General features: G+C 46.2%; 22 protein-coding genes. 13 read left to right on the forward strand and 9 right to left on the reverse strand.

Annotated features, from left to right (window positions below; genetic code table 11):
* Positions 1 to 179: 179 nt before the first annotated feature.
* From LQV63_RS27200 to LQV63_RS27210, 3 genes are all read right to left on the reverse strand, one after another.
* Positions 180 to 1,577, reverse strand: a complete 1,398-nt coding sequence (locus tag LQV63_RS27200; protein ID WP_233699038.1) for a helix-turn-helix domain-containing protein — start codon at positions 1,575 to 1,577, stop codon at positions 180 to 182.
* 317 nt (positions 1,578 to 1,894) lie between these two features.
* Complete coding sequence (locus tag LQV63_RS27205) at positions 1,895 to 2,221, reverse strand: hypothetical protein (protein WP_233699039.1); 327 nt, start codon at positions 2,219 to 2,221, stop codon at positions 1,895 to 1,897.
* A gap of 254 nt (positions 2,222 to 2,475) precedes the next feature.
* Positions 2,476 to 2,970, reverse strand: a complete 495-nt coding sequence (locus LQV63_RS27210; RefSeq protein WP_233699040.1) for a GNAT family N-acetyltransferase — start codon at positions 2,968 to 2,970, stop codon at positions 2,476 to 2,478.
* Between the two features lie 279 nt (positions 2,971 to 3,249).
* Between LQV63_RS27210 and LQV63_RS27215 the strand changes: the two genes are divergently transcribed.
* On the forward strand, positions 3,250 to 3,483 hold the full coding sequence (locus tag LQV63_RS27215) for a hypothetical protein (RefSeq protein ID WP_233699041.1): 234 nt from the start codon (positions 3,250 to 3,252) through the stop codon (positions 3,481 to 3,483).
* A 174-nt stretch (positions 3,484 to 3,657) separates the two neighbouring features.
* Here the strand turns inward: LQV63_RS27215 and LQV63_RS27220 are convergent, their stop codons facing one another.
* The 5 genes from LQV63_RS27220 to LQV63_RS27240 all read right to left on the reverse strand — a co-directional run bounded on the left by LQV63_RS27220 (position 3,658) and on the right by LQV63_RS27240 (position 9,343).
* A complete protein-coding gene (locus LQV63_RS27220) occupies positions 3,658 to 4,542 on the reverse strand; it encodes a DMT family transporter (RefSeq protein ID WP_233699042.1) in 885 nt (294 codons plus the stop codon).
* A complete protein-coding gene (locus LQV63_RS27225) occupies positions 4,523 to 6,250 on the reverse strand; it encodes an amylo-alpha-1,6-glucosidase (RefSeq protein ID WP_233699043.1) in 1,728 nt (575 codons plus the stop codon). Before LQV63_RS27225 ends, LQV63_RS27220 begins: the two co-directional genes overlap by 20 nt.
* Positions 6,251 to 6,268: 18 nt before the next feature.
* Positions 6,269 to 7,090, reverse strand: a complete 822-nt coding sequence (locus LQV63_RS27230; protein ID WP_233699044.1) for a carbohydrate ABC transporter permease — start codon at positions 7,088 to 7,090, stop codon at positions 6,269 to 6,271.
* Entirely contained in the window at positions 7,087 to 8,028 is a 942-nt protein-coding gene (locus LQV63_RS27235; RefSeq protein ID WP_233699045.1) for a carbohydrate ABC transporter permease, read from the reverse strand. Before LQV63_RS27235 ends, LQV63_RS27230 begins: the two co-directional genes overlap by 4 nt.
* Positions 8,029 to 8,098: 70 nt before the next feature.
* Positions 8,099 to 9,343 carry an ABC transporter substrate-binding protein gene (locus tag LQV63_RS27240; RefSeq protein WP_233699046.1) on the reverse strand — a complete coding sequence of 415 codons (1,245 nt, stop codon included), beginning with the start codon at positions 9,341 to 9,343 and terminating at the stop codon, positions 8,099 to 8,101.
* Between the two features lie 539 nt (positions 9,344 to 9,882).
* Here LQV63_RS27240 and thyX point away from each other — a divergent pair.
* The 6 genes from thyX (at position 9,883) to LQV63_RS27270 (ending at position 14,653) form a co-directional block, all read left to right on the forward strand.
* Complete coding sequence (gene thyX, locus LQV63_RS27245) at positions 9,883 to 10,572, forward strand: FAD-dependent thymidylate synthase (RefSeq protein WP_233699047.1); 690 nt, start codon at positions 9,883 to 9,885, stop codon at positions 10,570 to 10,572.
* Positions 10,573 to 10,772: 200 nt separating this feature from the next.
* A complete protein-coding gene (locus LQV63_RS27250) occupies positions 10,773 to 11,366 on the forward strand; it encodes a GNAT family N-acetyltransferase (RefSeq protein ID WP_233699048.1) in 594 nt (197 codons plus the stop codon).
* Positions 11,335 to 12,147 (forward strand): aminoglycoside adenylyltransferase domain-containing protein, encoded by an 813-nt coding sequence (locus LQV63_RS27255; RefSeq protein WP_325175924.1) that lies wholly within the window; start codon positions 11,335 to 11,337, stop codon positions 12,145 to 12,147. The genes LQV63_RS27250 and LQV63_RS27255 overlap by 32 nt, the downstream gene beginning before the upstream one ends.
* Before the next feature lie 163 nt (positions 12,148 to 12,310).
* On the forward strand, positions 12,311 to 12,655 hold the full coding sequence (locus LQV63_RS27260) for a hypothetical protein (RefSeq protein ID WP_233699049.1): 345 nt from the start codon (positions 12,311 to 12,313) through the stop codon (positions 12,653 to 12,655).
* 305 nt (positions 12,656 to 12,960) lie between these two features.
* Positions 12,961 to 14,193, forward strand: coding sequence for a S41 family peptidase (locus tag LQV63_RS27265; protein ID WP_233699050.1), 1,233 nt, complete (start codon positions 12,961 to 12,963; stop codon positions 14,191 to 14,193).
* Between the two features lie 274 nt (positions 14,194 to 14,467).
* Positions 14,468 to 14,653: a hypothetical protein gene (locus LQV63_RS27270; RefSeq protein WP_233699051.1), complete on the forward strand. Its 186-nt coding sequence runs from the start codon at positions 14,468 to 14,470 to the stop codon at positions 14,651 to 14,653.
* Positions 14,654 to 14,713: 60 nt separating this feature from the next.
* Here LQV63_RS27270 and LQV63_RS27275 read toward each other — a convergent pair whose 3' ends face one another.
* Positions 14,714 to 16,894 carry a peptidase domain-containing ABC transporter gene (locus LQV63_RS27275; RefSeq protein WP_233699052.1) on the reverse strand — a complete coding sequence of 727 codons (2,181 nt, stop codon included), beginning with the start codon at positions 16,892 to 16,894 and terminating at the stop codon, positions 14,714 to 14,716.
* Between the two features lie 224 nt (positions 16,895 to 17,118).
* Here LQV63_RS27275 and LQV63_RS27280 point away from each other — a divergent pair, with 224 nt between their 5' ends.
* The 6 genes from LQV63_RS27280 (at position 17,119) to LQV63_RS27305 (ending at position 25,277) form a co-directional block, all read left to right on the forward strand.
* Entirely contained in the window at positions 17,119 to 17,391 is a 273-nt protein-coding gene (locus LQV63_RS27280) for a mersacidin/lichenicidin family type 2 lantibiotic (RefSeq protein WP_233699053.1), read from the forward strand.
* A gap of 41 nt (positions 17,392 to 17,432) precedes the next feature.
* Positions 17,433 to 17,657 carry a lichenicidin A2 family type 2 lantibiotic gene (locus LQV63_RS27285; RefSeq protein WP_233699054.1) on the forward strand — a complete coding sequence of 75 codons (225 nt, stop codon included), beginning with the start codon at positions 17,433 to 17,435 and terminating at the stop codon, positions 17,655 to 17,657.
* Between the two features lie 87 nt (positions 17,658 to 17,744).
* Positions 17,745 to 20,879: a type 2 lanthipeptide synthetase LanM family protein gene (locus tag LQV63_RS27290; protein WP_233699055.1), complete on the forward strand. Its 3,135-nt coding sequence runs from the start codon at positions 17,745 to 17,747 to the stop codon at positions 20,877 to 20,879.
* 25 nt (positions 20,880 to 20,904) lie between these two features.
* Positions 20,905 to 21,645 (forward strand): flavodoxin family protein, encoded by a 741-nt coding sequence (locus LQV63_RS27295; protein WP_233699056.1) that lies wholly within the window; start codon positions 20,905 to 20,907, stop codon positions 21,643 to 21,645.
* A gap of 25 nt (positions 21,646 to 21,670) precedes the next feature.
* Positions 21,671 to 22,747: a M50 family metallopeptidase gene (locus LQV63_RS27300; RefSeq protein ID WP_233699057.1), complete on the forward strand. Its 1,077-nt coding sequence runs from the start codon at positions 21,671 to 21,673 to the stop codon at positions 22,745 to 22,747.
* 199 nt (positions 22,748 to 22,946) lie between these two features.
* On the forward strand, positions 22,947 to 25,277 hold the full coding sequence (locus LQV63_RS27305) for a prolyl oligopeptidase family serine peptidase (RefSeq protein WP_233699058.1): 2,331 nt from the start codon (positions 22,947 to 22,949) through the stop codon (positions 25,275 to 25,277).
* Positions 25,278 to 25,325: the final 48 nt, after the last annotated feature.

Below are 25,325 nucleotides of genomic sequence, written 5' to 3' on the forward strand. Positions count from 1 at the left end.
TGACTTGATTATAGATGTCGTTGGGCAAAAATACCTTTTTTATGTTTTTTTATGCAACATTTTTTATAAAATATATAAAAAAGATGCCCTTCCGGGACATCCGTGTCGTGATTCCTATATTTCACTAAGGTTCGGGTATCTACTGGATTGAGGTACCGTCCATTAGAAAAGCAACCCCCTCATCTGACATATCCGTAGAAATCAGTACTAATGCGAATAAAAGAATCGGCAAGACCGATTTGTGCATACTCTAAAATACTCTGGGTATAGTAGCCAAATGCCTTCTCCTTATCTTCGTTTTGGAATAAACGACTTGCTAGCACGTAAAAATATGCAAATTTCGCTCGTTTAAAAGGAGTTGTACGTTTATCCTGCAGGGACTTCACCATTTGTTTTTCATAATTAAGCAGCATTTTTGCTGAATGAAAATCACTTTTTCGAATATATAAATCAAGTAATTCTGTCACTGCAAAAACAATATTATACTCAGATGCATCCTTTAAGTAAGATTCTAACTGAGAAATGGCAACGTCTAAGTTACCGCTTTTTCCTTTTAGACAAGCCGTCATAAACTTAACATTATCTTCGATATACGGAAAGGAATACTTACTATATTCAGCTAGATAAGTCTTGCAATTTTCGTATTCACCTGCGTAGTAAGAAGAATTACACAGACTAAAAAAAGCATGGGCTTTAAACTCACCTTCTGCTATATCATCATTTTCAATGATAAACTGCATGTATTGTTTAGAGTCGTTCATGCACATCAAACTATAGGCATGGATACCCAGACAGTAATAAAGATTAATTTGCTCCTGATTACTCAGAAAATTGGCGTAAACCAATGTGTATTTCCCTAATTGGTACGTTTCATTTAATTTGCTGAAATCATTACGTTCAATTATGTATTTCTTATATAGACCTTTAGCAATATAAGGCATGATTCCATGAGCACGCGAATAGTCGATGATGAGGCTGTACAAAGATAATTGAATGGAGGTCTCCTCTACGGCTCCAATAGCTTGATACAACTTTTCTATCAAATCCAAGCTGTCTTCATTAGGTGCTTCAAGAAACTTAGAGGCTATCTTGGTTATTAAAGATTCATTGCTTCGCGCTACGAGAGCTTTTTGCAAAAAGGAGTAAGTTACATCTGATTTGTGCCCAATATCTATGTACAGTTCTATGACTTCGTCACTGGGGATGTCCAATACGGCTGCAATGGATTGTATAATTTTAAAATCAGGGCGTTTAACCTCCCCGTTTTCAATTCTCGACAAGCTGCTTTTATCAATGCCAACTAATTCTTGCAGCTTTGCTAAACTGATTTTATTTCTTTGACGATAATTCTTAATTAAGTCCCCTAATGTTGTAGGCTTCGCAGCAACGGTACGCATAACCTCACCTTCCTTTATGATGCAATAAATGAACCACCTATATTCTACCACCCCTTTCAAAAAATTAAAAATTTTTGCCCGCTCGCCCTCTTGCTCAGCCCGCGGCGCCCAAGCATCAAGCTGCGCCTTGGAATAATCACGTACATTGAACGTATGAACAGTGTCATAGAACAGTTCCACTATATGCCGCACGTCCGGCGGCGGAATTCACGGAGCATCATCATTGGAGTACTCTTGGCGTGAACGACGATGGGCCGCAGGGTGATGCACCCCCGGCCCGTCTCATTCATTGTTTCGTTATGTGTCTAGTCTAATTCATGCTCCGCCCTGCAATGAGTAAAGGAGAACTAGTAGCTCTAAAGGAGCTTAAGTATCTATTATCCAAGGGGCTCCACCGCCTAAGAGTACAACTACACCTATTGAGAAGAGTGTTGCGACAATATAAACCGCTGTCCCTGACAACCAATTCTTCATGTCAACCAGTCCTTTTCTTTGAATTATTGACTTAAAAAATTGAACGCAGTACTTAATTTACGAATCGCTTTTTGATTTAAATGAGGACTTCCATCCATTGCATTAGTCATCAAATATAACATCTCAAAAGCTTTGCCATGAAGGGAGATCTTCATATACTCCAACGCACTTTTCATGTAACAATCAAAAGCCTCTTCTATGTTTTCGTCCAACAACAAGTCTCCTTTTAACTTATAGAAAAGTGCTAGCTTTGAGCGTTTATCCGGAGTTGTACGATTATTTTGAAGGGATGTCTCCATTTCAGCTTCATATTTCAGCAGTAATTTGGCCGAACAATAATTCCGCTTCATGAGATATAAGTCCATCAGCATAGTTACAGCATATATAAGATTGTATTCAGATGGATTATTTAATTAGTTCCCCGAGTGTTGCAGGCTTCGCAGCAACGGCACTCACAAACTCACCTTCCTTTGTCTTGCATGTAATTTACCACCTATATATTACCATCTTTATCATGATATGAAAACAATGCTTATGCATTAACCAATCTATATCATGAATTTCAGCAAAATAATACATTCATGAAAAGCATTCAAGGCGCTCATCATTCGGGCACATAATCCCCTTGCAATTCCTTCTCCATCCTTATATTCGTGAGCATAACGCCCTTCCGTTCCACGCTCTGGGTACGAATTACCGCATACCCTTGCTTCTCGAAGAATGGTCTCGCGGTCAAGCTTGCATCGGTGTGCACCCTTCGGACACCCGCTCTTCCCGCATCCCGTTCAAGAGCGGCAACGAGAGCCGAAGCGATTCCTTGCCCTTGATAGTCTTTGTGGACGTAGAGCCGATCCAAATAGCCGTCAGCTGCCATATCGCCGAACCCGACTATTTCGCCCTCGCATTCGGCAACATATGCGAATCGATCGCGGAACGAGCTCTGCCATTGGCCCGCTCGCGCCTCTTGCTCAGCCCGCGGCGCCCAAGCCTCAAGCTGGGCCTTGGAATAATCGCGCGCATTTACCGTATGAACAGTGTCATAGAACAGCTCCACCATCTGTTGGACATCCGGCGGGCAGAATTCACGGATCGTTATCATTGGAATCCTCCTTGCGTGAACGACGATGGGCCGCAGGTTGCTGCACCCCCGGCCCGTCTCATTCATTGTTTTGTGATGTGTCTAATCCATGCGTAGCATTATCATCTCATGCAGTATGAGCAACAGGCAGAATAAAGAGCGTCGCAACGCTGTGCAAATACGGTGTTATCTGATGGCGGTGCCTTTCTGAATGGCTTACAAAATATGCTCTTCTTTCTTCAAGTAAGGTTTTGTCAGTGATATAATGGTTATAATTAGTTTGGAAAGGAGCTGTTAATCTTGGCGGTTAGTAAAGATCGAATTAACTACCTCATAACTCGTCTGTCAAATAAAGATCTTGAACTAATAACAGATTTGATGGAACGACTGATTCAACACAATCAAACTGAAATTCCAATTGATGATGAACCCACTACCCAAGATGACTTAAATGCTATTCAAGCGGCTCACGAAGCAATGTGTAAAGGAGAACTAGTAGCTCTAAAGGATATTGAACATGAGTTACGAAATTAAGTTCTACAAAGAAGCAATAAAGAATCTCCGTAAATTAGACAAAACAACCCGAAATCGGATTCTTGATCACATTAATATACTCTCTGAGAATCCAAGTCCATACGTAACTCCATCGATACATTCCTTGATAGTCTTTGTCCACATACAACTGATTCATATAAGCTTCATATGCGTCTAATTCATGCGCCGCCCCGATTTGTTTTGTAAAAAGCTGAGCTTCGTTTCTGCCGTCACGATCGCTATAAGTATCAAGATGCTGCCGGCGATCATGCGAGGCGTCATCATCTCGTTAAGGATGAGTACGGAGAAAAGAGTGCCGAACAACGCTTCCGTCGATAAAATGATGGCCGCTTTCGTTTCGGTCGTATATTTCTGCGCTATCGTCTGCAGGAGGAAAGCAATCGTCGTGCTGAAAATGCCCAAATACGATGCTGCTAGCAGCCCCTTCGTATTCATATTGATATCAAGCGCCTCCCCCCGGAACACGACGACGAGGAAAGACAGCAGGAAGGCCACGATCATTTGAACGATGGTAAGTTCTATCGGATGATGCTTCTTAACGAATTCGCATGTAAAAAAAATGTGAAGCGCAAAGAAAACAGCGCAAAGCAGCGTCAAGCCATCCCCGATATTGAAGTTAAAATTGAATTCCAGAGACAAGACGCCGACACCGATCGCGGCCAGAACCGCACCCATTAATCCGTACTTGTCCAGCTTTCTCCGATATAAGAAATAACCGATAAACGGTACGATTACGACGTTGATGGCCGTCAAGAAGGCGTTCTTTGACGGAGTCGTATATTGCAAGCCGACCGTCTGCAGCGTAAAGGCAAGATACAGGAACACGCCCAACACGATACCTGCGCCGATCGTTGATTTGGTCAAAGTTCGGAAATACTTGCTGAAACAAACGGAAATCAGCACTGCGGCAATGAAAAAGCGGATGGCCATCACTTGATAAGGAGTTAACGATTCCAATGAGACCGCTCCGGCAACAAATCCGGTTCCCCAGATGATGGCAACTAGCAGCAGGCCAATTTCACCTGAATATTTTCTCATGATGTTCCTCCGGCGGTTGGATGGACTCTCTGGCCAGCATAAGGAATACACTTGATGTCCATGTAAAGGCCGGATCGACCAAGCCTTGCCCGCTGAACGGATCGAAGTTCTCCGCCATGTCGCCGACCAGCGTCAAATCCATAAATTTGTCAGCTAATCGAGATGCAAATTCATTATATCCATTATGCCGCAAGGCATCAATGAATAAGTAGGTGACAGGCGCCCAGATCGGCCCCAGCCAGTAGCCATTGTCCCGGTACAAGGGGCTGTGATAGCTTTCCGTACATAAGCCATATCGCGCTTCGAATCTCTCGGCCAAGCCGTTCACGAGCGCTGCGGTCACTTCACTAGGCAGCCGGTAGCCGATTATGAGCGGCATATATAGAATCAAGCTGTCTTGATGCGCAATAATCCGGTCCTCTGGCGTATATCTCGCCACGAAGCGGCCGCCCCGATATAATCGCTCCATCAGCAGTCCGTACAGCTCATCCGCCTTGTCCGTCCATGCCTTGGCTTCATCCTCCCGCTGCAACTCAGCAGCCATGCTGCTCAAAATATCCAGCTGGCGAATCAAATGCGCCGCCAGATCGGGCGCTTCCACCGGGATGCCGTCATGGAAGATGGAGGCGTTATCCCAGCCCGAATCGTTCCCATGGTTGTAGACCGGCAGCCGGGAAGCCACGGAGCGGCGATGGTCGAGCCAATAGTTCGTCGCCCTCGCCAAGCTGTCATACATGCGGGCCACGATCTCCCGCTCATTGAACCATGCATTCCGCTCTCTCATGCGCGCGAAGGCCCATGCATGAATAGGCGGCTTGCAGCAATTGAAGGACAGGAACTTGTCGTTGATGAAATCGGCATATATGCCGCTCTCATCCTGATGCGCCATGAAGATGTCGAGTTGAGCCAAGGCAAGCTGCGGGTCGTGATCGCTCAGCATCATCGCATTGAAGCAGTTGTCCCAGCTCCAAATGTTGAACATCCAATTTTTCGACATGTACATCGCGTAGTCCTTAAGCTGTCCCTCAGGGTGAACGACACACGACCAGGTGATATAGGCCGCCAGCCTGCGGGAAGGCTCATATCGCTCTGGAACCGCCTGCATCTGCCGCAGCCACTGCTCATAATGGCGCTCCACCCGTTCGCGCGCCTGTTCGTAATCTTCATACTCCTTCTTCCGCCATACCGTTTTATAGCTTTCAATGACGAAGACGCACCCTTCATCCTGATCGCCGTCTGGATTCATGATAAGCTCGATGCTGTCATTGCCGACCATCTTCCATGGAGCTTGGATGCAGGCATGCCCCTGGAGCAAGGTGAACATCAGCTTGATTTCCTTCGAATACAGATGATATTCCCATTGCTTCGGCCCGTAGGGCATGAGACTATCATAGCGCGTTTTCACGGCCGTCAGCTTCAGAGACACCCCAACAAGTCGGCAATGAATGATGTCTTCATCGCTGATGCACAGCTCGGCATACTCCGATTGGTTGTGCCGATGGATGATGCGCAGCCTCGTCTCCGTCACGTCGAGATCATAGGCGGCGGCCTGGCCGTCCTTCATAAGCTCCAGCACAAAGATGCTGCTCGGCGCTTCGTCTCCCCCATGCAAGTCTCTTAGAATCAATCGATTCGTGTCCCTCTCGATGGACACTGCGAAATAAGAACCAAACCGGCTGAAGGGAATTCTGGAAATATCCAATTGCACAACCCCACCCCTTTTCTGCTATTTAATGGCGCCGCTAATTCCTTCCACAATATACTTCTGCGCATACAGGAAGGCAATGACAGGCGGGATAATCATCAAAATCGTAATCGACATGATCGGCAGAATCTGCAGTTCATGCACGCCCTTGAACGAGGCGAGGCCGAGCGCCAACGTATACTTGGTCCGATCCTGCAAGAAGATAAGAGGGCCCAAATAATCATTCCAGACGGACAGCATGTTCAATACGGCAATGAGCGTCAGCGGAGCCTGCATAATCGGCACGAATATTTTCCAATACGTCTGAAAGTCGTTCGCACCGTCGATCTTGGCCGCATGCTCCAGCTCCTTCGGAACGTTCATGAGGAACTGCCGCAGCAAAAACACATAGTAGGCCGAGCCAAAAAAGGCGGGCACGATAAGCGGCTTCAACGTATTGATCCAGCCGAACAGATTGAACTGCATATATAACGGAATCATCGTTACGTCCCAAGGAATCATCATCGTAGCCAGCAGCAGGATGAACAGGCCATTTTTGAATTTAAAATGGTATCTGGCGAAGCCGTAAGCGATTAACGAACAGGAGATCAATTGTCCGATCGTCGTCAGCACAGTGATCGTGACGGAATTCATGAGATACAGACCGAACGGTTGGGCTTTCCAAGCGTTCACGAAGTTAACGAATTGCGGCATGCCTGGAAAAATAGCCGGCGGATATTGATGGACTTCAGCTTCCGTCTTCAGAGCGGTCAGTACGATCCAGACAAAAGGAAGCAAGAAGTAAATCGCAAATCCGATTAAAAAAAGATAGACGATTGCTTTATGCCATTTGGACACTTTCATTTCTTCTTGCCCCCTCGTTTCCGTTCATGCTTGACTTCATTCTCATAGAACACCCATGCGGAAGAAGACTTGAAGATAAGCGCCGTCAACAGCAGGATGATGATGAACATGAACCAGGCGTTCGCACTGGCATATCCAAGCTTGTGATGCTTGAACGCATTATTGTACACGAACAATCCGTAGAAGTACGTCGATTTCAACGGGCCGCCGTTCGTCAGCAGCAAGACGAGCGTTAATTGCTGCAACGCGGATATCGTTGACGTTATCAAGTTAAAGAAAAGGGTCGGCGTAATGAGCGGAAGCGTAATGCTCGTAAATTGGCGGATGGAGCCCGCTCCGTCTATCGCTGCCGATTCATACAAATCCGGCGAGATGCCTTTAATATTTGTGTAGAAGATGAGCATCATCGTGCCGACGCCCCATGCGCTGGCAATGACGATCGTGACGATGGCGCTGGCGGGATCGATCAGCCACTTTGGCCCTTCAATGCCGAGCAACGACAAGGCATAATTCAAAATGCCGTATTTGCTGTTGAAAATCCAGCCCCAAATAATCGATACGGCCACACCGGACACGACAGCGGGCAAATAAAAGATCGTCCGGAAAATTTTAACCCCTTTGACAGGCTGCGATATGAGCATCGCGAGAATCAACGAAGTGATTAAGCTCAGCGGCACATACAGGACCGCGAACTTCAGCGTGATAGCCAGCGACTTATAGAATTGGGGGTCATTCGTGAACATCTTCGTATAGTTTTCGAGTCCGACAAACTTGGGAGCAGACGTTACCGGCCAATCAAAAAAACTCATGACGAGCGAAAAAACTAACGGCCCGATCGTAAATAACAATAAACCGACGATCCAAGGTGAAATAAACAAATACGGAGTCAATTTTCCTATTATGCGGACTCTTTTATGTCGAGCAACTGCCTGTTCCATAGTGAACCTCCCGATAAGGATGGTATATTGAAGGAAAAAGGGGTGCGCACACCCCTTTTACCGCAACAACTTATTGTGCCGCCTCATCTAGAGCAGCCTTCGGATCCGTCATCGTGCTCGGATTGAAGATTTGCTCGAACACGAGTCCCAGCCGATCTGAGATTTCACTCCAGTTCTCTACTTTATACGAGGCTGGCGTATAATCCTGGCTTTGCTCCAGCATGTTGTAGAACACTTGCTTCCGTTCATCCTGCTGCAGCTTCTCGCTCTCGACCACGCTCTTTAATACAGGCAGCTCGTAATCGATGCGCGCCTTGTTCGCTTCTTCGCTCGTCCAAAATTTGATGAACTCCCAAGCGGCTTCTTTCTTCTTTGAATCCTTCGACATCGAAATACCGGAGGAGGATACGATGCTGACAGCGCTTCCATCGTGGAAAGCAGGCAGTTCGACAACGCCGAAGTTAATCCCGGCCTCTTTCAAGCTTCCGATTGACCAAGCTCCGTTACTGAACATGGCGACTTTACCGGATTTCATTTCGGTCGAGCCTGAACCTTCGGTCGTAATCGCATAGCCTTCTTTCAGCATGTTTTGGAACATCGTCAATACTTCAATCGATTTCTCGCTGTTGACGCTGCCTTGCAGATTACCTTCCTTATCGACGTAAGCGGTTCCATTTCCCCATAAAAACATTTCAAAATCGTACGGATCCGGCTTACCCGAGAAGGCGAAGCCACTGATGCTCTCCTCCGGATTGTTCAGCTTCTTGGCCGATGCCTGAAGATCATCCCATGTCCAGCCGCCCTTCGGGTAAGGCACCCCAGCCTTGTCGAACAAGTCCTTGTTGTAGTAAATAACATGTGTCGTGTAGCCTACAGGCAAGCCTAAAATCTTCCCGTTGGCAGAGTTGTAATTCCACAGCGTTTCATAGTAATTGTTTTTGAACTCGGCGCCCTCTTTCCCGATATATTCATCAAGCGGCTCCAGAGCGTCCTTGTAGGTCGGGTAATTCCACATGTACATCACATCTGGAGCGTCTTTGGCGCCCATTCCCGCCGCGATCTTCGTATCGTATTCGCTGCCGTATGCCTCCAGGCTGACGTTGATGTCAGGATGGGCTTCATTGAACTTGTCGATCAATTGCTGCTGGAGCGACAAATTCTCTTCCGAATCCCAAGTCGCGAAGCGAACGGTCACTTTCCCGGCCGACTTGCCGTCTTGCGCTGGTTCCGCCGTTCCTCCTCCCCCGCATGCCGACAGAAATAAAGAAGCAAGAATGACAACAATGAACCATGACTTGCCTTTCGCCTTTTGCATGAAAAGCACCCCTTACTTGTATTTGATTGCCTAACTACATTCATGCCATATCAGGATGTTGAACAAGCTGCGGATTCTAGAGAAACATGCACTGTACAATAAAAAATCCAATTACTACGTGAGTTGATCTAGGAGGTTGTATGCAAGATGCTAGATAAGACCACACCATCTGATGTACAGGGCCAGTCGGAATGGAGAAGATGTTGTTTCTCATTATATTTTTTACCATAGTAAAAAGTCAATATGTTTTACTTAAATAAATCGATTTAAAACACAATACCAGCTCTATTTTGCCCTTTATTTGCTAAAATCAGTTTATTTACCATCTTTATCACGGTTTTGTCTCTTTTTTTACTACAATAATCCTAGTTAAAACAAAATTTTTACTAAAGTATTTCAGTCCTCACATTCCCTTTTCACAAGTAAAAAGTAAAACAAAACGAAAAACATTTCAAAGCATGTCTGTCTGCCTTCAACCATGGAAAAATCTATGATAGGATATTTCTAGTTTGCGAAAAAAAGTGAGAGGAGCAGATAGAATGAAAATCAATGTGCTTGATCGCGGCTACGTCCGGCTCGTGGATCATATGGGCAGCGACTTGTCGGTCGTGAACAGCGCCCGAGTGTCCTATGCGAAGCAATCCAAGGAGCTGTCCCCCAATGACACGAAGCTCATCCAATTTCTCGCTAGGGAGGGGCATACGTCCCCATTCCGCCACACAACCGTGCAATTGGAATTCTACGCGCCGCTCATGGTTGCCAGACAGCATTGGAAATATGTCGTCGGCAGTGATCATACGATGGACGCTTGGAATGAAGCATCGCGCAGATACATAACGATCGACGTCGAGAACTATGTGCCACAGCCGCTGCAATGGCGCAGCAAGCCGGAGCATTCCAAGCAGGGCAGCGGTGAACCGATGCGGGAAGACATCGGACGCGAAGCGACGGAACGGCTGATGCGCCAAATCGAGCAAGGAATGAAGGACTATGAGTGGGCACTGGAGCAGGGCATCGCGCCGGAGCAAGCGCGTCTGCTCATTCCATCGGCATACGGTATGTACACCGCCTACTATTGGACCGCATCCTTGCAATCGGTGAGCCACTTCTTGAATCAGCGGCTCGCGCACGATTCCCAGTACGAAATTCAGCAATACGCCCAGGCTGTCTATGATCTCGTGCAGCCCCTGTTCCCTGTCTCGCTTGGACAGCTTCTTCATACGCCTTAAAAACGGGAATAACGTGAATACCTTTTTGATAAAAATCGGTGCATCCGTTGCAAGATCAAACGGGGTGTGCCGATTTTTTCGTTCATGCACACCAATCGATTTTTTCGCAGCACGTGAATTTTCCCCAACCATTTCTGACCCTAACCGTAATATCTTATAACTACCGCCAAATAACGGCGCTTTAGTAAAGGAGCTTGGACATGAGCACGAAAAATCTGTTTCAGGAATTCCCCTTGCTGCAGACTGAGCGCTTGCGCCTCAGGCAAGTGACAGAACGGGATGCGCCGTCCATTCTTGAACTGTTCTCTGACCAAGAGGTCATCCGGTATGTTCCGCTGTCCCGCTTTACGACGACGGAACACGCGCTGCAGGAAATCGCATGGTATACGACCATTTTCCAAGAGCACACAGGACTTAGATGGGGCATCGAAATAAAGGATACGGGAAAGCTTATCGGAACGTGCGGCTTCCTAGACTACAAGCCGGATCATCGCCGGGCGGAGCTTGGCTACGACTTATCCCGCCCCTATTGGGGACACGGGATTATGCCAGAGGCCGCGCAAGCGGTCATCGACTTCGGCTTCGGCGTCATGGAGTTGAACAAAATTGCGGCCAGCATCGTTCCCGAAAATACCGCCTCAGGCAAGGTGCTGTCCAAGCTCGGATTCCGGCAAGAAGGACTGTTGAGACAGCATGAGTTCGAGCATGGCTACTTCGTCGACCTTGCCATCTACGCCATACTGCGCGAAGAGTACGAGGTTCATGAACGAGAACGGAGTTCTCGTCATGCATGACCGCATCCCACCATCCATCCACCCGCTGCTGCTGCAATATGCCGAACTGCTGCAGATCGAGCTGCCCGATGCATTCCACGGCGTGCACCTGTACGGTTCGATTGCGCTCGGGGCCTATGACGATCAGAAAAGCGATATCGACTTCGTCACGACCATCAATCGAAGCTTGACCGCTGACGAGCTGTCGCGCCTGAAGAATGTTCACCGACGTCTTCTGCGCTCGTCCCCGTTAGCCAAACGAATGGACGGGATGTACATTCGTCTGGAGGATGTGGGCAAAGTCAATGGCGAATTGCAGCCATACCCTTGCTGCGCCAGTGGAACGTTCAAGCCATCCGCTTATTGGGATGTGAACCATATTACGTGGTGGACATTGAAGCATCACGCCATTCCCGTAGCCGGCCGGGAACTGCAGCCTTTGATACGGACGGACTGGCGCGACGTATCGGATACGCTGAAATATAACATCGAGGACTACTGGGCACAGAAGGCGGAGAAGCGGCTCTGCTTTTTGCTCGACGAATGGGTGGAAAGCGCGGTGCTCACCCTGTGCCGGATCGAATATACGCTGCAGGAACAACATATCATTTCCAAGACTGGCGCCGGAGAGCATGCCCTTGCCGTCCTGCCGGAGCAATGGCATCCTCAGGTGCATGAAGCGCTGCGCATCCGCACTGGCAGCGGCATCCCGGCTTTTTCCTCCCGCTTAAGGCGGGCCGCGGCGATCCAGCACTTCCTGAAGGAACGAATCCGCTTCTGCCAAGAGCATTATTTTTCGTAACCGAAGGCAGGGCAAAGACAGGCTATCCTGAATACACTGTCATTTTTTTCATGAATATGCCAGGCCAATAAAGGGTGTATACTTGTATTCGAATATATGTACATATAGATATGGGTTAACTAGATGAAGAAAAAAGTCATATCCGCGGCGCTCGCCGCCGTGCTTGCCGATGTCCGTCATGGCGCAGGAGCAAGCTGCGCCATGGTACAAGAGCGGAGTCAATGCGCTCATATCGAAAGGGATTATCGCTGAAAATGCGGATGTTACGGCAACCGTCTCAGTCGGCGACTTCGTCCGTTATTCCGTAACGGATCTCACTTACCAGCATGGCATCGATCCGATGAAGGCTGCCATGGGAGAGGGCTGGATCGCCGATGGAGAATTCGTATCGACGGACGCGCCGATCAAGCGCGGCGAGCTCGCCCGTATCCTGGTGCGTGCTCTCGGCCAAGAGCAAGGCGAGATGAGCTTGGCTGAATACCGGAGCGCGCGAAAGCGCTCGGCCTGATGAAAGGCTTCCCGGACGGCAAGCTGCACGAACAGGAGACGGCGACATCCGTGAAGCCGCTTCGGCTCTGGATCATTACAAGCAGCTCAGCCTGTCCAAGATCGACAATAAAGGGATGCCGCAGATTTCCGTAGAAGAACGCGAAAGATTAAGAGCTTTCAGACTGTCAAAAGGCTAGAAAGGTTTGATGATATGAAAAGAAAAATAATAGCAAGTATACTAATTTTTACCCTACTATATCCCTGTTCGCTTGCGGATCGAAACAAGATGGTATATCAGGTGAAAGTAAAGATAGTTCCACGACAATGTCAAGCGACACTTTATATCGGGATATGATCCTTACAAAAGAACAGATGCTGGAAGATTATGATGCGATGTGGGAGAGTTTTGAGGAAAACTATCCTTTTTATGGAGTGCTTGACCGGCTGTATGTCTTAAATAATATGGAGCCTGACTATTACAAGGCTACCAAAACAAAATACCGCAAGCAGATTGAAAATATGGAACTTGAAGGCGATAAGGCTATGTTTGAGTTTGCCAATATTATTGCAATTTCTGTGAATGATGTGTACGGCACGGTTGGGCATGTGAGCATTGTAAACCCTAACATGTTGCGTTCATTGGAAGTATACAAAGAGCATGTAAATGAAAGTCCGGAAGTGCAGCCATGGGTCGATGTGATAGAAGATCCGCAAGTAATCGCTTTTTATGAGTATCTCGATTATTTGCTGGGACTCCAACAAGCAGATAAAGGAGGAAGTGCTCCTACCCCTGAGGAGATAAACGCGCAGCAGGAAGAAGAACTCAACAAAATGAAAGCGACAAATCTTACGATGAAAATACTGGAAAAAGGAAAAATAGCGTATATCAATGTTGAATCCTTTGATGATGTATTCATTGAAGGCGATATGCCTAAAATACGTGCATTTTTAGAAGAAGTCAAGGATTACGAGCATTTGATTATAGATATTCAAAATAACGGTGGCGGCAATACCACGTACTGGGAAGAGGCATTTGTCCGTCCAAATATTTCCGAACCTGCCACCACATCTCTTGTAAGGCTTATGAAAAATACCGAATTGACCCAAAGATTTTATGGCGTTGATTATAAAGGCTCTGCTCTAACCACAAAAGATGTGAAAAACGACCCTAATTTTACATCTCTTCACAAAGAGGATTTAGAAGATTTGACATTGGTAAGAGAGATTTCATATACCCTAGAGCCTAAATTCAGCGAAAAATTGTTTAAAGGTGAAATATCGGTGCTAGTTGGCCCTGCGGTGTATTCCTCTGCCGAATCATTTGCGGTATTTTGTAAATCAACACATTTTGCTACATTAGTAGGTAAAACAACAGGTGGTTCTAACAGTGGCGGTCCTATTCTGTTTGAACTGCCAATTAGTCACCTCTTAATACAGTTTGATGTGGAGTATGGCCTCAATCCAGACGGAAGCTCTAGTCAAGAAGTGGGCACTACGCCGGATATTGAATCGGAAGATGCTTTAAAAACTGTGCTTGATTTGATCGGCAAACATTAAAAGATATATAAAATAGCGAGAGAACCCACATAAAGCAAGGCTGTTTTTTGAGCCTTGCTTTATGTTTTGCACAATCTCTTAACCTTAGAAACGAAAAAAGTCGGCCCCCGTTTCAAGCATGAACGCGGTGTGCCGATTTTTTTGCTCGCAGGCAGCGGCCGTGTTGCGCAACAAGGGACATTTCTCAACCTTTTTTTGCCCCCGCCCGTAATATCCTTATAACAAACTTATTTCGTTCAAATTTCCACCTAAGGCTATGAAAAGGAGCTTGCGCATGAGCACAACACAACTGTTTCAGGAATTCCCCCTGCTGAAGACTGAGCGCTTGCGTCTTAGACAAGAAGGACTGCTCCGGCAGCATGAGTTCGAGCACGGCCAATACATCGATCTCGCCGTCTTCGCCCTGCTGCGCCAAGAATATGCTAGCCGGGAACAAGAAGGGAGCTCTCGCCATGAATGACCGCATACCTCCAAGGAGCAATAGAACTCGTAAAGTGATATGGAATCGCGTGAGATAAGTTCATTGCGGTTCCAAGATTCTACCGGCGAACGCCGTTTCGAACTCGTTATGGCTCCCATTTTGATTGATCAAGTATAGATTGGCATAACACCCGTTCCGACTCAACAAGGTTTTGTGATCGCCTTCTTCTGCGATTTCGCCATCCGCCAGCACGAATATTCGGTCTGCGCCTACGATTGTGCTCAATCGGTGAGCAATAATAATTCGAGTGCAGGATAGCCGAGAAATGTGATTGTCCACGATTTTCTCCGAAATATTGTCTAACGCGCTGGTCGCTTCATCCAAGATCAAAATGGACTTTTTGCCTATCAAAGCTCTGGCCAGCAGCAACCGTTGACGTTGCCCTTCGGAGAAATTCGTTCCTTTTTCCGAAACGATCGTGTCAAATTGCAGGGGCAGTCTCATGATATCTTCATAGATGTAAGCTTGTTTGCAAGCTTCAACAACATCCTGTTTGCTAATATGCTCTTGCATCATGCTGACATTTTCATAAATGGTCCGGTTGAATAATTTAGATTCCTGCATGACAGCCCCTATTTGTTGGCGCAGAAGCGTCAGATTGCAATCATCAATCAAGATGCCATCGTACCGGATCTCTCCTTCAGCGGGCGCATAAAATCCGAGAATTAATTTCGCCAACGTGCTCTTCCCGGAGCCGGAAGCTCCGACTATCGCAACGGTCTCGCCTGGATTTATCGTCAAGGACACCTTCTTAATGACTTCGGCGCCATAGCGGTTATATTTGAAGCTGACGTCCTTCAACTCAATTTTGCCTTGTAAACAGTTGTCCGCTCCCTCATTGCATGGCTCCTGTTTTGTTCTAACGACATCCAAAATTCGTTGCAAATAAGATTTGGTTACAATAATTTCGGAATAGCTGCCGCTCAGCGACACAATTGGATGAATAAAAGAGGCTGATATCGTGCTGAAGGCGATTAATGTTCCGATCGTAATTTGGTTATTGAGCACATACAGACTGCCTAACCACAGCATGAATAAGGGAACGACAAATTGAATTGCGCTTGTAACCGCTTGAAAGGCGCTGCTCCATACGTTTAGCTTTTCTGTGCTCTTTAGCTGCGCCTTGAACTTTTCCCGCCAAATATCCAACATTTTTTGTTCCAAACCCAACATTTTAATGTCGGAAATGCCTTGGATGCTATCAGATAGAACGGACTGCACGCCTACTTGGTCCGTGATTGTCTTGTCAGACAACCTGCGAATGATGGCCGTATTCAACATCAACATGATGACGATGACCGCAGCTATCGCCAGCAAAGTCAAGCTCAACGGCACGGAATAGGTGAACATCAACGCGGTATAGGTAAACACCAACAGGGTATCAATGAATAAAGACACTGCTGTCGAGGATAAGATCTGACGAATATGTATATTGGAGTTTGCTCTAAAAAGAATATCCCCGCTCGAACGATTCTCAAAAAATACAAACGGTAGCTTAAATAGCGTGCTCATGAATCTGGTCATAATGAGCGAGTCTAGATTCGTCTGAAATCTGGAAATCAGCCACCCGCGCACGACGGAAAAGATAAGGAAGGACAGAAACAGCACGAAAATGAGCACGCCTGTGACCGATAAATAATCCCCGTTGCCGTTCCCTAGCACTTCATCCGTATACCCTTTGGTTATCATCGGTATGGCCACGGCAAAAAGTTGCAGCAATACGGTGATGAAAAGAATGGACGACAGCATTTTTTTCTCTTTCTTTATATCTTGGTAAAACAAATTTGATTTCGTTTTTTTCTTCGTTTTAAAGGTCTTGTCCGGCTCCAAATACAACACGCTTCCGGAGAAGTGGTCCGCGAATTGTTCTTGCCGCAGCTTTTTTCTTCCAAAAGCGGGATCGAGAATGTAAAATGTGCCGTTCTTTATTTTTTCCAATACAACGAAGTGATTGTTCTCCCAATGGAGTATGGATGGCCATTTCATGCTTTTCACATCTTCGGCGCTAGCTTTATAAGCAGCGGCTTTCATATGCTTGTGCTTCGCTATCGCAAATAAATGATAAAAAGAATATCCATCGTTTGACGAACCGATTTCGTCCCTCAGCTCCGATAAACTGATATCGTATTTATAATATTTTAAAATCATGGTCAAGCAAGCCAACCCGCATTCCCGATATTCCATCTGCTCAACATAAGGGACTTTTTTTGAAAATGACATAATGAGTTTCTTGACCTCCGCCAACATACATATATTATCATTAATGGTAGTTCCAGAAGCTATTGATAGTCAAGATTATTATTTCATTATTTTGGAATGATTAATTATATTTATTGAAATCTTTTGATTAAGAAAAAAAGAAATGTAATTTCTAGTTTTACAAATGAAAGAAGTATTGTACTATATAATGGTAATGGATAATTAAACCAAAAGGAGGATTGATTGTGACAAACGAACAGATTATTGCTGCGTGGAAAAATCCGGAGTTAAGAGCAGATATGCAGTTGCCGCCGCATCCATCCGGAAGAGGGTTTCAGGAGTTATCGTTCGAGGAAATGATGGGCATTCACGGTGCAGCCGAAGTTGGCACCAATGCGACGCCTACGATTTCCGCTGTGGTGATTTCCGCGATTCGAACCAGTTCCAAGGTATGCATCGGCTTATCGGCTGGAGCAATTAGCGGCATCATATCACGCAGGAAGACATGTCTGGGTTAATAATCAAGTCATGTAAAGAACATTGAAAGCGGGTGCATGCGATGTCTAATGAACAAATCATTAGTCTGTGGAAAAATCCAGAATTGAGAAACAAAGCTTCAGCTATGCCAAGTCATCCATCCGGTACTAGTTTTCAAGAGCTCTCTGTAGAAGAAATGTCTAATTTATATGGAGCTGGCGAAGTAAAACCTATGTCCTCACTCGCCTGTGGCGTATTGATTTCGTTTGTCGGCTCTTATTTAGCTTCTGCCGCATTTAAATGCTAACATGACGCGAAAGCATCTTTCTTCTTTTCATTTAGAAGAAAGATGCTTTCCTCTATCTGTTTATATCCTGTGCAAAGGATGGGTGAAATGCAAAAAACGCATATTCAGCTTCTTCCCGATTATAGTGTCAAGGGATTATGGATACGTGAAAGATATAATGTATTGCAGCAGCTGGCCGAACAGAAGAACGAAGATTTATCCCCATTACATAGATGGCGCGATCGGACAAGTCTAGTATCGGATGAAAATTTTGTAGTCATGCTTGACAAGATGGGCTTTGACAAGAAAAGTTTTGCCCATAGCGTTGACGATGAGATTCTGAACGCGGAGCTTTCTCATTTTAAACATAAAGTTGAAGATTCAAAATGGTTTCAAAACTATAAGAATAGCTTTGAGATACTGAATATTTTCGATTTTGATTACAAGCCAGAGATGGGATTTTCCTATATGGTGAGGCCGTTTCTTCTTTTAGCGGAAAAAGAACTGGCAAAGTTCACGGATGAACATCAGGAGCAATTGCGGATATCCGAGGAAGTGATAACGAATTTAGTGAAATCTCTTGCGGCCCACCTACCGCAGATTGCCCATAAGACCTTCATTTTAGAGCTTAACGTGTCCCGCTTGAGAGGGGAATTAACCGGCGATACTCCGACAGAAAGGTTTCATTCGTTTGTCCGTCTGTTCCGCGAAAAGGAGCGATTGCTGGACTTCTATCAAGAATATGCAACGCTTGCGCGCATGTTAGTCACCGCGACTCATTTTTTTATCCAAAATAGTGTAGAACTATTGGAAAGATGGATGGCGAACCGGAACAAGATTTGTGATTTTTTCAAGATCGGCCGGGACGCCGTCATTACCGACATCATTCCCGGAGAAGGAGATACCCACCAACAAGGAAGAACGGTAATGAAGCTGAACTTCTCTTCAGGCGATATTATCGTGTATAAACCGCGCGCTTTGGAAGTGGCAACTGCTTATTGCAAATTTATAGATTGGTTGAACCGTAAAAACAGGGTTCTATATATGCCATATCATCGCATTCTTGCTTTCTCTGATTATGCGTTTGAGGAGTTCATTCCCAAAAAAAGCTGCGCCAACGAGGACGAGGTCCAAAATTATTATATCCGGTTCGGCCAGCTTATCGCTATCATGCACGTTCTTCATGGAAGTGATTTTCACATGGAGAACTTAATCGCTAACGGTCAATATCCTTATATTGTCGATTTGGAAACTCTAGTACAAAACAATATTAAATATAACTTTCCGCAATCCGCTCATATTCAAGCAAGCTACGAGCTGCTTAACTTGGTCAGCAGTACGGCGCTGCTGCCGGAGAAATCATTTAAAGTGAATGTAAACAACAGGGAAGGAATCGATTTAAGTGCTCTTGACGGGCAAGGCCAAAAGCTTCCTTACAAAGTGTTGGGTCCAGTTAACCCGATGACGGATGAAGCTCGATATGATCTGATAGAAGGCGAATTGCCCGACTCTAATAACATCCCTCAATTTAACGGCATTCCTGTAAGCTATAAAGCTTATGTTGAATACATTATTTCCGGCTTCAAAGAAGCAAGCGCTCTGATTATCGATAATAAAGCTGAACTGTTGGATCCTGACGGAGTGCTTTCTGCTTTTAAGCAAGTAAAAGTAAGAATTTTGTTGCGCAATACATCACAGTATGCCGGCATGCTTGATAGCGCCTGCCATCCTGATTATATGAGAGATGCTATACGCCGCGAACAATTGTTGGAGAACATATGGTCCTTTCCGTTTTCTGCAAAAGAAGCTATTAAAAGCGAATATGAAGATATGATTGACAATGACATTCCGATCTTCTTCAACTATACGGATTCATGCGATTTAATTGATAGCCGCGGCAACGCACACCCTCATTTTTTCGATAGGTCAGGCTATGACATCATGATTGAGCAATTGCAACATTTAAAGCAGGAGGACATCGAGAAACAAGTTTCAGTCATTCTGGTTCATACTGGCGGGTATGATCCGACTAAACTTGAAATCATTAAGCCTTTGAAATTCGATGACATCATAAAATCACAACCACATGCGGATCAAAACATTTTTGTGAGTGAAGCTGCACACATAGGCGACCGAATCATGGATAGTGCGATTGCCTCTGATGACCGGAAGACGGTTTCATGGTTATGCGTCAATAGCGATCCCGTGAAGATTTGGTCGATAGGGCCCATTAATGCAGACTTTTACGATGGATTATCCGGATTGGTGTTATTTTATTACTATTTACATAAAATGACGAAAACCGAAAAATACAAACATTTTTACGAGCTTCTCATTTCCTCCGTCGAAGCCAGAAGCACGGATGATTTAGATAGCATCTCTAGTCTGACGGGAAAATCTTCGTTGCTGTATCCCTTAATGAACATCGCAAAAGAGGAAAAGAATAAAAAATACGAAGATTTAATCCAAAAAATTGTAGACAACTGCGATGAGCATGTTAACAAGACGGAAGACTCTAGCTGGTTAAACGGCATCACTAGCTTCATACACCTCATGTTAGACATGTTCAAGCGCACAAACGATCTCCAATATTTAACATTATCGATTAAGTATGGCCATTATGGACTGAATTTATTGGAAAAACAACAAGGCGCGTTATTAGGCGGCTTTTCCCACGGCGCGAGTTCCGCAGCTTGGGTATTTATGCGTTTGGGACACGTATGCAGGGTGAGGAAGTTTACAGATAAAGCTAAGGAGCTCCTGGAGTTCGATCGCGCTTTGTTCAGCCATAAGCATCAAGGATGGTTGGACAAAAGGGAAGACTCCCCTATATGCAAGCATCATTGGTGTCACGGCACGGTAGGAATTGCGCTAAGCCGAATGAGGCTGAAGGAATGGCATGAAGATAGCCGCTTCGAGCAAGAAATAGAACAAGCTCTTCATTTCGTATTGCACAGTGATTATTATGCTGACGACACGCTGTGCCACGGGAATATGGGGACGGCAGAGTTGTTCTTATCCTTGTACGAGCATACGAATAATGAACAATATTTGTATATGGCAACTGCCATAGCCGCTCATGTCATTGACACCTCTAAGCACCGAGGCGACTATCAGAGTCGTTCACTATCAGGTTTTCCATCTATCGGCATGTTTACGGGATTAGCAGGAATCGGGTATCAACTGTTAAGAATGGCTGATGTTAAGAGTATCCCTTCCGTCCTAACCCTTGCATCGCAATGATAATGAATGGACATGGGGGAATCGCATGAACACGAAAAAGGTGTTTGCTTATGTCGGAAGCAGGAACGCGTCATCGCAACTCACGTTGTACGTAAAGGATTTTCTGTCCAAGCTTGCGGTCAAATCCAATGGCACGATTCAATATGATTTATATACGGCGTCTGATATGAATATTAACCATTCGACCGGCTGCAGAAATTGCTTTGATCAAGGAACATGCGAATTAGATAATAAACCAGACGACCATATGAAATTACTGAAGCAAAATATGCTGGAAGCGGATTTTATCATACTCGCAAGTCCGGTATATTCGCATAATGTATCTGGAGATATGAAGGCATTCATCGATCGAATCAGTTATTGGTGCCATCTAATGAGGTTGGCAGGAAAGCCCGGGATCGCAATCGCTTCCGCTCATAGCAATGGCGTTCATCATGTATTGAACTATTTAGGGAAAATATTAACTTTTTTGGGGGTTGCGCCGGTTGAGAAAATCGGCATCGTAAAAATCGAAAACAGCAGCGAAGAGCAGTTGGATATGTACGTGAATCAAGCTTATGAGTATGTGGCGGGCTCCAAGAAAGTCGAAAGCAATGAAGAGCTGGAATCGGCCTTCCAGACGATGAAATGGGTCATTGGCAATCAACCGCCAACCTATACCGAACACATCTATTGGACGAAGAACGGGCTGTTTGATTGCGACAGCTTTCAAGATTTGCTTCATAAAAACGAATCAAACAAGCTCCTGAATCCCGTTGAGGCTTGATCGCTTGTTGAAAAGGAGTGTATGAATGCCGGACATATTGCGGAGGCCCGTTATCGGAGTTGCGGGCGCATTAATCGCTACGATTCTCCTTATTTCCTTGGATCCAAGCTGGAAAGCGGATGTATTGCTAGCCTGGAAGTTAGCCGGCGTTTTACTCGTTGTTCTTTTTGTTCATGAGTTGGGCCATGTTGTATTTGGGTCTCTAACCGGCATGAAGCTGCACTTTTTTACATTTGGCCCCTTTTCCATTACTATGAAGGACGGACGTTTGACATTTAATGAGAACAAACAGTGGCTGTTTTTTGGCGGTGTGGCGTCGTTGATTCCCTATCCTTGGAATACACCCGATTTAAAACGAAAACTGCTGTTATATACCGTTGGAGGACCTGTCTTTAGTTTCCTCGGCGCCATTATCGCATTTGGATGCTGGAGGTTGACGGTTCAAGATTGGCTCTCTTGGCTTGCTATTTTGAACCTTGTTATTTTTTTTGCTACCGCGCCGCCCCTGCCCAATGGCATGTTTAGGACCGATGGCACAATTGCGCTGCTCCTGCTCGGCAATAATGGCAGAGCGGCGGAACACTTGCATTTGACACAAGTCACGGCAGAAATGATGAGCGGCAAACGGCCCAAGACTTGGGATACGGCGCTCGTCGAAAGCTGTGAAGCGCGAATCCGAGGCGAGCATGATAAAATGCAAAGCATTGGTTTATATCTTTTTCTATTCTATTATTATAGTGACAAAAATGGTTTGCTGCCAAGCATCTCTTATATTGAACCGATCGTTCGCGAGCCAGTCACCCAGCAAAACTCTGTCTTCAAATCTTCGTTTCACAGCTCCTATATGATGTATAGAATATTATACGAAGGCGAAGATGTTACAGCAGCAGAAATGAAGGCGCTCTTCCAGCCGGTGTCGCTACTTGACTTGTATAGCTATTATCGCTCTTTGGCCATTGTGAAATATACGGAGCATCGCACTGCGGATATGCGCAAAGCATTGCACAAAGCGGAAAAACAGCTTAAGCAAGAAACGGCTTCCGGTTATATGGAGTTGGAACGGGAATGGTTCGATAGGTTAAAACGACGTTTGACGTGCTGAATAATTTACATCAAAGACACCAGGATTAACATCCCCGGTGTCTTTTTGCTGCATCCATTGAAGGTAGACGGACTGGGGCGGTTGCCTCAATCGGGGTCAGACGATTCGAGCTTACTGTAAAGATTTTCATGAATATGCTAGGCAAAAATAGTTGTATACTTGTATGTGAATAGATGTGCATCAGAGAGGGGTCAATTAGATGAAGAAAAAAGTCATATCCGCGGCGCTCGCCGCTGTGCTCGTCGCATCCGTTCCGATGTCCGTGATGGCGCAGGAGCAGACCGCTGCCACGCCATGGTACAAGACTGGAGTCAACGCGCTTGTGTCGAAAGGGATTATCGGTGAAAATGCCGATCTCACCGCGACCGTGACAGTCAGCGACTTCGTACGCTATACCGTAACGGCGCTCACTTACCAGCATGGTGTCGATCCGATGAAGGCAGCCGCTGCAGAGGGATGGATTGCCGATGGGGAATTTGCATCGGTTAACGCACCGGTTAAGCGCGGCGAAGTCGCTCGCATCTTGGTGCGTGCTTTCGATCAGGAGCAAGGTGAGACGAGCTTGGCTGAATATGCAGAGCGCGCGAAAGCATTCGGCCTGATGAAGGGCTACCCGGATGGAAAGCTGCATGAGCAAGAAACAGCAACGATTCGTGAAATCGCCTCGGCTCTGGATAACTACAAGAAGCTCGGCCTGTCCAAGATCGACAATAAAGGAGTGCCGCAGATTTCCGTAGAGGATTTCATGCGCAACCCGGGCAGCTTCGCCTACCAGCTTTCGACGGACGGCAACTATATTTCCTATGCCGCTCCATGGGAGAACCGCGCGAATATCTTCGTACAGAAGATGGACGGCTCCAGCGAGCCTGTCCGCGTCACTAGCTCGAAGGATCGCGACATTGCCGGATTCCTCTGGAAAGGCGATCATGTATTGTATTTGAAGGATAAGGGCGGAGATGAGAACTACCACCTGTATTCCGCAGCCTTCAACGGCAACGAAGAGAAGGACTTGACGCCGTTTGATAAGGTCCGCGTCGGTCTCGTCAGCATGCTGTCCGGGGTGAAGGACGAAATCCTCATCACGATGAACAAAGACGATGCGAAAGTGTTCGACGTATACAAGCTGAACGTGAAAACGGGCGCAACCAAGCTCGTGGCCAAAAACCCGGGCAACATCCAAGCCTGGATTCCCGATCATGAAGGCAAAATCCGGCTCGCCGTAGCGTCAGACGGCATCGAAGGCGCCGTGCTGTACCGGAATACGGAAGCGGAGGAATTCAAACCGTTCATCACGATGGGAGCCGGAGATACCGTGAATCCGCTCGCGTTCTCCAAAGACAACAAGACCATCTATGCGGTATCCAACAAGGGCCGTGACAAAGCGGCGCTCGTTACGTACGATTTGCAGGGCAAGGAGAACGTGATGTATTCACATCCAGATGTGGATCTGGCAGGCGCAATGTACGACGCGAAGCAAGACAAATTGCTAATGACTGCTTATATGACGGATAAAGTTCATGTGAAATTTTTCGATGATAAATTTGAAGCCTTGTACAAGAAGCTGCAGGACAAATTGAACGTATCGGAAAGCGAAATCGGCCTCAATGATTACAATCAAGATATGACCAAATTCATCGTCAGCATGTCCAACGATAAAACATATGGCATGTACTATTACTATGATTCCACAACCGATCAGTTGACGCCGCTTGCCAATTTGAGCGAATGGCTCAAATCCGACAATATGGCCGATATGCAACCGATCTCGTATAAGAGCAGAGATGGATTGACGATTCATGGATACTTGACGCTGCCGAAGAACAAGACGCCGGAACAGCTGCCGCTCATCGTCAACCCGCACGGCGGTCCTTGGGCGCGCGACATGTGGGGCTTCAATCCGGAAGTGCAGCTGCTTGCGAACCGCGGTTATGCCGTGCTGCAAGTCAATTTCCGCTCTTCGACTGGTTATGGCAAAGCGTTCCTGGATGCCGGCAACAAGCAATGGGGACGGAAAATTCAAAATGACATCACCGACGGCGTACAGTGGGCCATCAAGCAAGGTATTGCTGATCCCGATCGCGTCGGCATCTATGGAGCATCGTTCGGCGGATATGCAACTCTCGCAGGCATCACCTTCACGCCTGACATGTACGCGGCCGCTGTGGACTACGTAGGCGTGTCCAACATCTTCACGCTGCTTGATACGCTGCCTCCATATTGGGAGACGAACCGCAACATGTTCTATGAGCGTGTCGGCCATCCAGAGAAGGACAAGGAACTGCTCAAAGAGGTGTCGCCGGTATTCCATGCGGACAAAATCGTAACGCCGCTCTTCGTGGCTCAGGGCGCCAACGATCCGCGGGTGAACAAGGCGGAATCCGATCAAATCGTCGAGGCGCTGAAAAAGAGAGGCATCGATGTGGAGTACATGGTCAAAGACAATGAAGGCCACGGCTTCAACAACGAAGAGAACCGCATCGAGTTCTACAATGCCATGCTCAAGTTTCTGGATACGCATCTGAAAAAATAAGAAAATAAGACCAAAGACACCGGGAATCATGTGCCCGGTGTCTTTTTT

The organism is Paenibacillus profundus (assembly GCF_021369635.1).
In the GTDB taxonomy this organism is placed as follows: Bacteria; Bacillota; Bacilli; order Paenibacillales; family Paenibacillaceae; genus Paenibacillus_B; species Paenibacillus_B profundus.

Coding starts and splice junctions, on each gene's coding strand:
- LQV63_RS27220 (WP_233699042.1), bottom strand. CDS start 4,542: ATGAGAAAATATTCAGGTGAAATTGGCCTGCTGCTAGTTGCCATCATC.
- LQV63_RS27290 (WP_233699055.1), top strand. CDS start 17,745: ATGCAAAAAACGCATATTCAGCTTCTTCCCGATTATAGTGTCAAGGGA.
- LQV63_RS27295 (WP_233699056.1), top strand. CDS start 20,905: ATGAACACGAAAAAGGTGTTTGCTTATGTCGGAAGCAGGAACGCGTCA.
- LQV63_RS27270 (WP_233699051.1), top strand. CDS start 14,468: ATGAGCACAACACAACTGTTTCAGGAATTCCCCCTGCTGAAGACTGAG.
- LQV63_RS27235 (WP_233699045.1), bottom strand. CDS start 8,028: ATGGAACAGGCAGTTGCTCGACATAAAAGAGTCCGCATAATAGGAAAA.
- thyX (WP_233699047.1), top strand. CDS start 9,883: ATGAAAATCAATGTGCTTGATCGCGGCTACGTCCGGCTCGTGGATCAT.
- LQV63_RS27230 (WP_233699044.1), bottom strand. CDS start 7,090: ATGAAAGTGTCCAAATGGCATAAAGCAATCGTCTATCTTTTTTTAATC.
- LQV63_RS27285 (WP_233699054.1), top strand. CDS start 17,433: ATGTCTAATGAACAAATCATTAGTCTGTGGAAAAATCCAGAATTGAGA.
- LQV63_RS27250 (WP_233699048.1), top strand. CDS start 10,773: ATGAGCACGAAAAATCTGTTTCAGGAATTCCCCTTGCTGCAGACTGAG.
- LQV63_RS27255 (WP_325175924.1), top strand. CDS start 11,335: ATGAACGAGAACGGAGTTCTCGTCATGCATGACCGCATCCCACCATCC.
- LQV63_RS27275 (WP_233699052.1), bottom strand. CDS start 16,894: ATGTCATTTTCAAAAAAAGTCCCTTATGTTGAGCAGATGGAATATCGG.
- LQV63_RS27305 (WP_233699058.1), top strand. CDS start 22,947: ATGAAGAAAAAAGTCATATCCGCGGCGCTCGCCGCTGTGCTCGTCGCA.
- LQV63_RS27205 (WP_233699039.1), bottom strand. CDS start 2,221: ATGAAGCGGAATTATTGTTCGGCCAAATTACTGCTGAAATATGAAGCT.
- LQV63_RS27240 (WP_233699046.1), bottom strand. CDS start 9,343: ATGCAAAAGGCGAAAGGCAAGTCATGGTTCATTGTTGTCATTCTTGCT.
- LQV63_RS27210 (WP_233699040.1), bottom strand. CDS start 2,970: ATGATAACGATCCGTGAATTCTGCCCGCCGGATGTCCAACAGATGGTG.
- LQV63_RS27300 (WP_233699057.1), top strand. CDS start 21,671: ATGCCGGACATATTGCGGAGGCCCGTTATCGGAGTTGCGGGCGCATTA.
- LQV63_RS27265 (WP_233699050.1), top strand. CDS start 12,961: ATGTCAAGCGACACTTTATATCGGGATATGATCCTTACAAAAGAACAG.